Annotated in this window: 5 protein-coding genes and 1 tRNA gene; 5 read left to right on the forward strand and 1 reads right to left on the reverse strand. The window is 72.3% G+C overall.

Annotated features, from left to right (window positions below; all coding sequences use genetic code 11):
• Window positions 1-21 precede the first annotated feature (21 nt).
• Both cysS and rlmB read left to right on the forward strand, forming a co-directional pair.
• A complete protein-coding gene (gene cysS / locus C1I95_RS14460) occupies window positions 22-1,437 on the forward strand; it encodes a cysteine--tRNA ligase (protein ID WP_111214346.1) in 1,416 nt (471 codons plus the stop codon).
• The gene (rlmB, locus tag C1I95_RS14465) at window positions 1,437-2,558 is read left to right on the forward strand and encodes a 23S rRNA (guanosine(2251)-2'-O)-methyltransferase RlmB (protein WP_111214347.1); all 1,122 of its coding nucleotides are present in this window, start codon (window positions 1,437-1,439) and stop codon (window positions 2,556-2,558) included. The genes cysS and rlmB overlap by 1 nt, the downstream gene beginning before the upstream one ends.
• 89 nt (window positions 2,559-2,647) lie before the next feature.
• Here the strand turns inward: rlmB and C1I95_RS14470 are convergent, their stop codons facing one another.
• Window positions 2,648-3,739, reverse strand: coding sequence for an ABC transporter ATP-binding protein (locus C1I95_RS14470; protein WP_111214348.1), 1,092 nt, complete (start codon window positions 3,737-3,739; stop codon window positions 2,648-2,650).
• A 320-nt stretch (window positions 3,740-4,059) separates the two neighbouring features.
• On the opposite strand from C1I95_RS14470, the gene C1I95_RS14475 reads away from it, so the two are divergent.
• The 3 genes from C1I95_RS14475 to C1I95_RS14485 all read left to right on the forward strand — a co-directional run.
• Window positions 4,060-4,136 (forward strand) — tRNA-Thr (locus C1I95_RS14475).
• Between the two features lie 110 nt (window positions 4,137-4,246).
• The gene (locus tag C1I95_RS14480; RefSeq protein WP_233513672.1) at window positions 4,247-5,143 is read left to right on the forward strand and encodes a hypothetical protein; all 897 of its coding nucleotides are present in this window, start codon (window positions 4,247-4,249) and stop codon (window positions 5,141-5,143) included.
• On the forward strand, window positions 5,140-6,722 hold a 1,583-nt coding region (locus C1I95_RS14485), incomplete at its 3' end, for an NACHT domain-containing protein (protein ID WP_111214349.1). The genes C1I95_RS14480 and C1I95_RS14485, both read left to right, overlap by 4 nt.

The following is a 6,722-nucleotide window of genomic DNA, read 5'->3' on the forward strand; positions in this document are numbered from 1 at the left end:
ACGGACGGCTACCCTTGTACGGTGACGCTACGCCTGTATGACACCGCCACCCGATCGGTGCGGGACTTCGTCCCGCGGGAAGCCGGCAAGGTGGGGGTCTACCTGTGTGGTCTCACCCTCCAGGCACCGCCGCACATCGGTCATCTCCGGTCCGGAGTCAACTACGACGTGTTGCGCCGCTGGTTGCTGGCCGCCGGCTACCAGGTCACTTTCATCCGCAATCTGACCGACATCGACGACAAGATCCTCGTCAGGGCGCAGGAGCAGGAGCGCCCGTTCTGGTCGATCGCGTACGCCAACGAGCTGAAGCTCGCCGGGGCGTACCGGGCGTTGAACGTGCTGCCGCCGACCTACGAGCCGCGGGCCACCGGGCACATCCCGGAGATGCACGAACTGATCGCGCAGTTGATCGACCGGGGGCACGCGTACCCGGCCGCCGACGGCTCCGGCGACGTGTACTTCGACGTGCGGTCGTGGCCGGCGTACGGGGCACTCTCCAACCAGTCGCCGGAGGACATGCAGTCCGCCGACTGCGCCCCGAAGCGCGGCAAACGCGACCCGCGTGACTTCGCGCTCTGGAAGGGCGCCAAACCGGACGAACCGGCGGACGCCTACTGGCCGTCGCCGTGGGGCCGGGGCCGTCCCGGTTGGCACATCGAGTGCTCGGCGATGTGCTGGCGGTACCTGGGCGCGGAGTTCGACATCCACGGCGGCGGGCTCGACCTGATCTTTCCGCACCACGAGAACGAGCTGGCCCAGTCCCAGGCCGCCGACCTGCCCTTCGCCCGGTACTGGGTGCATCACGGCCTGCTCGGCATCGGCGGGACCAAGATGGGCAAGTCGCTGGGCAACGCCCTCGACCTGGACTACGTCGCCGCGCTCGGGGTGCGCCCGGTCGAGCTGCGCTACTACTACGTCGCCGCGCACTACCGTTCGCGGATCGACTACTCCGAGGAGGCGCTGCGCGAGGCGGCCGTCGCGTACCGGCGGATCGAGGGTTTCGTGCAACGGGCCGTCGAGCGGGTCGGCACCGGCCAGCTCGGCGAGCTGCCGGCCGCGTTCGCCGCGGCGATGGACGACGACCTGAACACGTCGGTCGCGCTGGCCGTACTGCACGAGGTGCTGCGCGACGGCAACAACGCGCTGGCCGGCGGGGACGATGTGACCGTCCGCACGACGCTCGGCAGCGTACGCGCGATGCTGGATATCCTCGGCACTGACCCCCTCGACCCGGCGTGGACCGGTGGAGCCCGGGCGAGTGACCTCCGTGGCGTGGTGGACTCCCTGGTCGCCCTGGCCCTGGAACAGCGCGCGCAGGCCCGGGTCCGTAAGGACTGGGCCGCCGCCGACGCGCTGCGGGACCAGCTCAAGCGGGCCGGCGTGGTGGTCGAGGACACCCCCCAGGGCCCGCGTTGGACTATTGGAGAGCATGACTGATGGCCGGCAATTCGCAACGCCGTGGCCGACGGGTGACGTCGAAGGCAAGCGCCCAGAAGGGATCCGGCGGCAAGAACCGGGACGCCCTCGCCGGGCGCGGGCGCACCCTGCCAGCCGACGAGCGGCCCTGGCACAAGGCGTACTCGGGCACCGAGAAGCTGCCCCAGCGCACCGCCTGGAAGCAGGAGAAGGAGCGTCGCGCGGCGGCCGATGAGGGGCGGAGCCCCAAGATCGGCAAGCCGGGCACCAAGGACACCACCTGGGGCAAGGGCGGCGGCCGGGGCACGGCCACCCCGAAGCCCGCCCGGGGCAAGGAGCCCGCCGGGCGCGGCGGACCCCGGGTAGCACCGGGGCGCAAGTCCAACCCCGCGAAGGACGCGCCGGAGCTGCTGGTCGGCCGTAACCCGGTGCTGGAGGCGCTGCGCACCCACGTGCCGGCGACCGCGCTCTACACCGCGCAGGGCATCGACATGGACGACCGGGTGAAGGAGGTCGTCCGTACCGCGGCCGACCGGGGCATCGCCAACCTGGAGATCAGCCGGGCCGAGCTGGACCGGATGACCGGGGGCGTGCTGCACCAGGGGGTCGGCCTCCAGGTGCCGCCGTTCGCGTACGAGCCGTTCGAGGACCTGGTCGCCGCCGCGCTGGAGCAGTCGGCCCCGCTGTTGGTGGCGCTGGACGGGGTCACCGACCCGCGCAACCTCGGCGCGGTGATCCGTTCGGCCGCGGCGTTCGGCGCGCAGGGCGTCTTCGTACCGGAGCGGCGGGCGGCCGGGATCACCGCGACCGCCTGGCGGACCAGCGCGGGTGCGGCAGCCCGGGTGCCGGTGGCCCAGGTCACCAACCTGACCCGGTCGCTGAAGGCGTGCCGGGACGCCGGCTTCGTGGTAGTCGGCCTGGACGCCGACGGCGAGACGGACCTGTACGACCTGGAGGCCGCGGTCGGCCCGCTGGTCGTCGTGGTCGGCTCGGAGGGGCGGGGGCTGTCCCGGCTCGTCGGGCAGACCTGCGACCTGACCGTCAGCATCCCGATGATCTCCGAGGTCGAGTCGCTCAACGCCAGCGTGGCCGCCGCGGTCACCCTGGCCGAGGTGGCGCGCCGCCGGGCCGTCGAGGGCTGAGGCCCACCAAAAGCCCAGACAGTACGCCGAAGGGGCGGCCCGCCAGCAGCGGGCCGCCCCTTCGCAGTTGCGTGCAGTGTTGCTACACCTCAGATGCGCTGCCCGGTCGCGGCGTGGAAGACGTGGCTCCGGCCGGTACGCGGCTTCACGAAGATCGTGTCACCCATGTTCGGCATGTGCCGCCGGTCGGTACGCACCACGAAGCGCTCGGAGGCGCCGTCCAGCGCGGCGTGACCGTAGACGTTGGCGTCCGAGCCGAGGTCCTCGACCAGCTCGACCACGACCGGCATGCCGCCCTCGGTCGGGCTGACGATGTCGCAGTCCTCCGGACGGAAGCCCACGGTCACCTTGCCGTCGCCGCCCTCGGCGCGGGCCGCCTCGGCCTGCTCCCGGGTCAGCGGGACGAGCAGCTCGGCGAACGCCGCGCCCTGCTCGGTGAGCTGGACGGTCTTGATGTTCATGGCGGGCGAGCCCATGAAGCCGGCGACGAAGACGTTGGCCGGGGTGTCGTAGAGCGCCCGCGGGGTGTCCACCTGCTGGAGCACGCCGTCGAGCATGACCGCCACCCGGTGGCCCATGGTCATGGCCTCGACCTGGTCGTGGGTCACGTAGACGGTGGTGACGCCGAGCTTGGCCTGCAGCGAGGCGATCTGGGTACGGGTCTGCACCCGGAGCTTGGCGTCGAGGTTCGACAGCGGCTCGTCCATCAGGAAGACCTGGGGCTCCCGGACGATGGCTCGGCCCATCGCGACCCGCTGGCGCTGACCACCGGAGAGCGCCTTGGGCTTGCGGCTGAGGAACTCCTCCAGCTGGAGCAGCGCCGCCGCCTCCTTGACCCGCCGATCGATCTCGGCCTTCGAGGTCTTGCGCAGCTTGAGCGCGAACGCCATGTTCTCGTACACCGACATGTGCGGGTAGAGGGCGTAGTTCTGGAAGACCATCGCGATGTCGCGGGCCTTCGGCGGCAGGTGGGTGACGTCGCGGTCGTCGATGTAGATCGCGCCGTCGTCGACGTCCTCGAGGCCGGCGAGCATGCGCAGGCTGGTGGACTTGCCGCAACCGGAGGGACCGACCAGGACGAGGAACTCGCCGTCGCCGATCTCGAGCTCGAGCTGGTTGACCGCGGGGCGTTCGGTGCCCGGGTAGATCCGGGACGCCTTCGCGTAGGTGACCGTAGCCATGGGGGAACGCTTCCTTTCACCGGCAGGAACGTGCCGGACGATCCGAGTGAAGGAGCGACCGGCACGGATGCCCGTGTCGGCGCCACGGCCGGCAAGGGGTGAACCCGGTGTCGTCCGTGTCACTGCACGGTAAACGGCTTTCGCCACGATGCCAAGGTTCGGGACGATAGGTGGGAGCCGGAGCATTCGCATTCCGGTCAGTCGGGCACGGTCGGACACGAATCGACGCTCGCACGTCGGGATGTTGACGTTTCCCGTGCTCGGGACCCCTGCCGAGCGGGAAAAGCGGACGTCGGTCGCTATGCTGACCACGACACAACGCCCCTGTAGCTCAGCTGGCCAGAGCACCCGCCTTGTAAGCGGGATGTCGCCGGTTCGATCCCGGCCGGGGGCTCCATCCATATCGCGCACGGCACACCGGGCGGACACCTCGGTGTGGCCGGGTGTTCAGGTGGGCTCGTTACGCTCCGCCTCCACCCGTCGTCACGACCAGGGACGCCCGTCGCCGTGCACCACGCCAACCACTACTACGGGCACTCCCACGTGCTGGCCCGCTACTGCGGGCTCGACGACCGGGAGCCGCCCCGCATCCACGGCTACCTGCAGCACGGCTGGAACATCGGTGACGGGATGGCCCCCGACCACGAGTTCGTACCGGGTGTGCCGCTGTTCCTCTGGTCCGAGCAGACGCGACGGCGGGCCTGGTCGCTCGGGCGCCGGCAGACGTACGTGGTCGGCTCGCCGTGGGCGTACCTGCTGGCGATGGAGCCCGACGGCCCGCAGCGACGGGAGGGCACCATCTGGTACCCCTTCCACGGTTGGGAGGGGCAGCAGGTGGTGGGCGACCACGGCCGGCTGATCGACGAGATCCGGGCCGTGGAGCCGGGTCCGGTGACGGTCTGCCTCTACTGGCAGGAGTACCGGTCGAGGCGGGTGCGGCAACACTACGAGCAGGCCGGCTTCCGGGTCGTCTGTCACGGCTACCGGGGCGGCCGGTGGACCGACCTCGACCCGGCGTTCCTCCACCGGCAGTTGGCCGAGTTGCGCCAGCACCGACGGGTCGCCTCGAACCGGCTGTGCAGCGCGATCTTCTACGGCATCCTGGCCGGCTGCGAACCGGCCGTCTACGGCGATCCGATGCAACTGGCTGGGGAGGCCCCGATCTGGGGCGGCCAGCCGCGGATCCGCCGGCAGTGGGCGCAACTGCACGGCCCGCGGGTCGACCCGGAAGCTGCCCGCGCGTTGGCCGTGGCCGAGCTGGGCGCCGACCGCCTGCTCCCGCCGGCCGAGCTGCGCCGGCTGTTCCACTGGCCCGAACCCGGTGCGGCCGCACCCGACGAGAAGGCCCGCGACGACGAGATGCCCGACCGATCCGGTACGGAGCGAAGCGGAGTGCTGACATGAGCGTCCACCTGGTCGGCGGCGAGATGCTCGGCTGGTCGGATCTCGACGGCGCGCACGGCCCCGGCCCGGTCCGCGGACCGGCCCTGACCGCGCTACTGTCCGCCGCGGCCGGTCGCACGTTGGTGGTCGGCCCGCACCACCCGGACCTGATCGACAGGTTGCCCGCGACGGAACTGACCGTGCTGGTGCGGGGCCTGCCGGACGCCGAAGCACTGGCCGCACGGTACGCCGACCGGCCGGGCGTCCAGGTGTGCTGCGGCAGCCCGGAGAAGCTCGCCGCGATGCCGCCGTACGACACCCTGATCGCCCTGGACGGGCTGGCCCGGCTCAGTTCCGTCGAGAGCCCGCAGCTGACCTGGGGGGAAGCGTTCGACCTGCTGGTGTCGGTGGTACGGCCGGGCGGCCGGCTGCTGCTCGGCGTCGAGAACTTCCTCGGCCTGCACCGACTGCTGGCGCTGCCGCCCGACAGCACCGACTCCGACTGGGCAGCCCTCGGCGAGTACGACGACACCCGTCCGGCGGGGCTGACCCGCACCCGGGGCAGGTTGGCGGCCGCCGGGCTGCGGATCGCCGGCACCTGGGCGTCCTTCCCGGAGCCGCTCGCACCGACCGCGCTGCTGGGCGCCGACCTGCTGGCCGACGGCGACATCACCGGCTTCCTCCAGACCACGCTGAGCCCCACCGCGCCCGGCGCGCCGGTACCGCCCGATCCGGCCCGGCTTACCGATCCGGCCGAGCTGGCTAATTCGGCCGGGCTGGCTAATTCGGCCGGGCTGGCTAATTCGGCCGGGCTGGCTGATCCGGCCGGGCTGGCTGATCCGGCCGGGCTGGCTGATCCGGCTCGGCTGGCCGGGGCGGCCATCCGGAACGGGGCTGTGGCGCAGTTGGCGCCCGGCTGGGTCCTGCTGGCCGAACGCGGTCCGACCACCGACGCCTCGGCGGTTGACCTGCCGGCGGCGGTGCTGGTCCGGGACGGTCGGCTCCGGCAGGTCCACCGTGACCCGGCCGGCGGGTGGCGGTTCGCCGACGGCAGCGTGGTTCCGCCGGGGCGTACCGTCGAGGAACTGGTCGTGGCCGCGACGCTGCGGCGGGACCTGCCGGCGGTGCGTGCGCTGCTCACCGCGTGGCAGGCCGGCGCGGACGCCGGCGTCCCGGCGGACCAGGTGGTGGTCACGCCCGCCGGCGCCTGGCACGGGTTGGCGGACCCGGCCGAGCCGGCAGCGGCGCTGCGCCGACTGGCGTCCCGGCTGGTCGACGCCGGGCTGGCCCACCTCTGGCCGGCGCCGACCGACGACCTGGCGGCGACCCTGGCCACCATGGCCGGACGCGAGCCGGCACCACCCGCCGGTGACGCACAGGGCGGCGGGCGTCAGGGCTGGCAGGAGCTGCTGCTCGACCGCGACCGGCTGACCCGCGAACTGGCCGAAGCCCACGCCCTCCACCAGTGGTACGACCAGACACTCACCGACCGCGACGACGAGCTGAGGCGGCTGCGGCGGATCGTGTCCCTACTCAGCGGCACGCCAACCGCACGCGCCGGCCGCCTCCTACTCGCCACCGCCCGCCGTTCCGCCCGCAC

The organism is Micromonospora craterilacus, assembly GCF_003236315.1.
GTDB lineage: Bacteria > Actinomycetota > Actinomycetes > Mycobacteriales > Micromonosporaceae > Micromonospora > Micromonospora craterilacus.

Coding starts and splice junctions, on each gene's coding strand:
- rlmB (WP_111214347.1), top strand. CDS start 1,437: ATGGCCGGCAATTCGCAACGCCGTGGCCGACGGGTGACGTCGAAGGCA.
- C1I95_RS14470 (WP_111214348.1), bottom strand. CDS start 3,739: ATGGCTACGGTCACCTACGCGAAGGCGTCCCGGATCTACCCGGGCACC.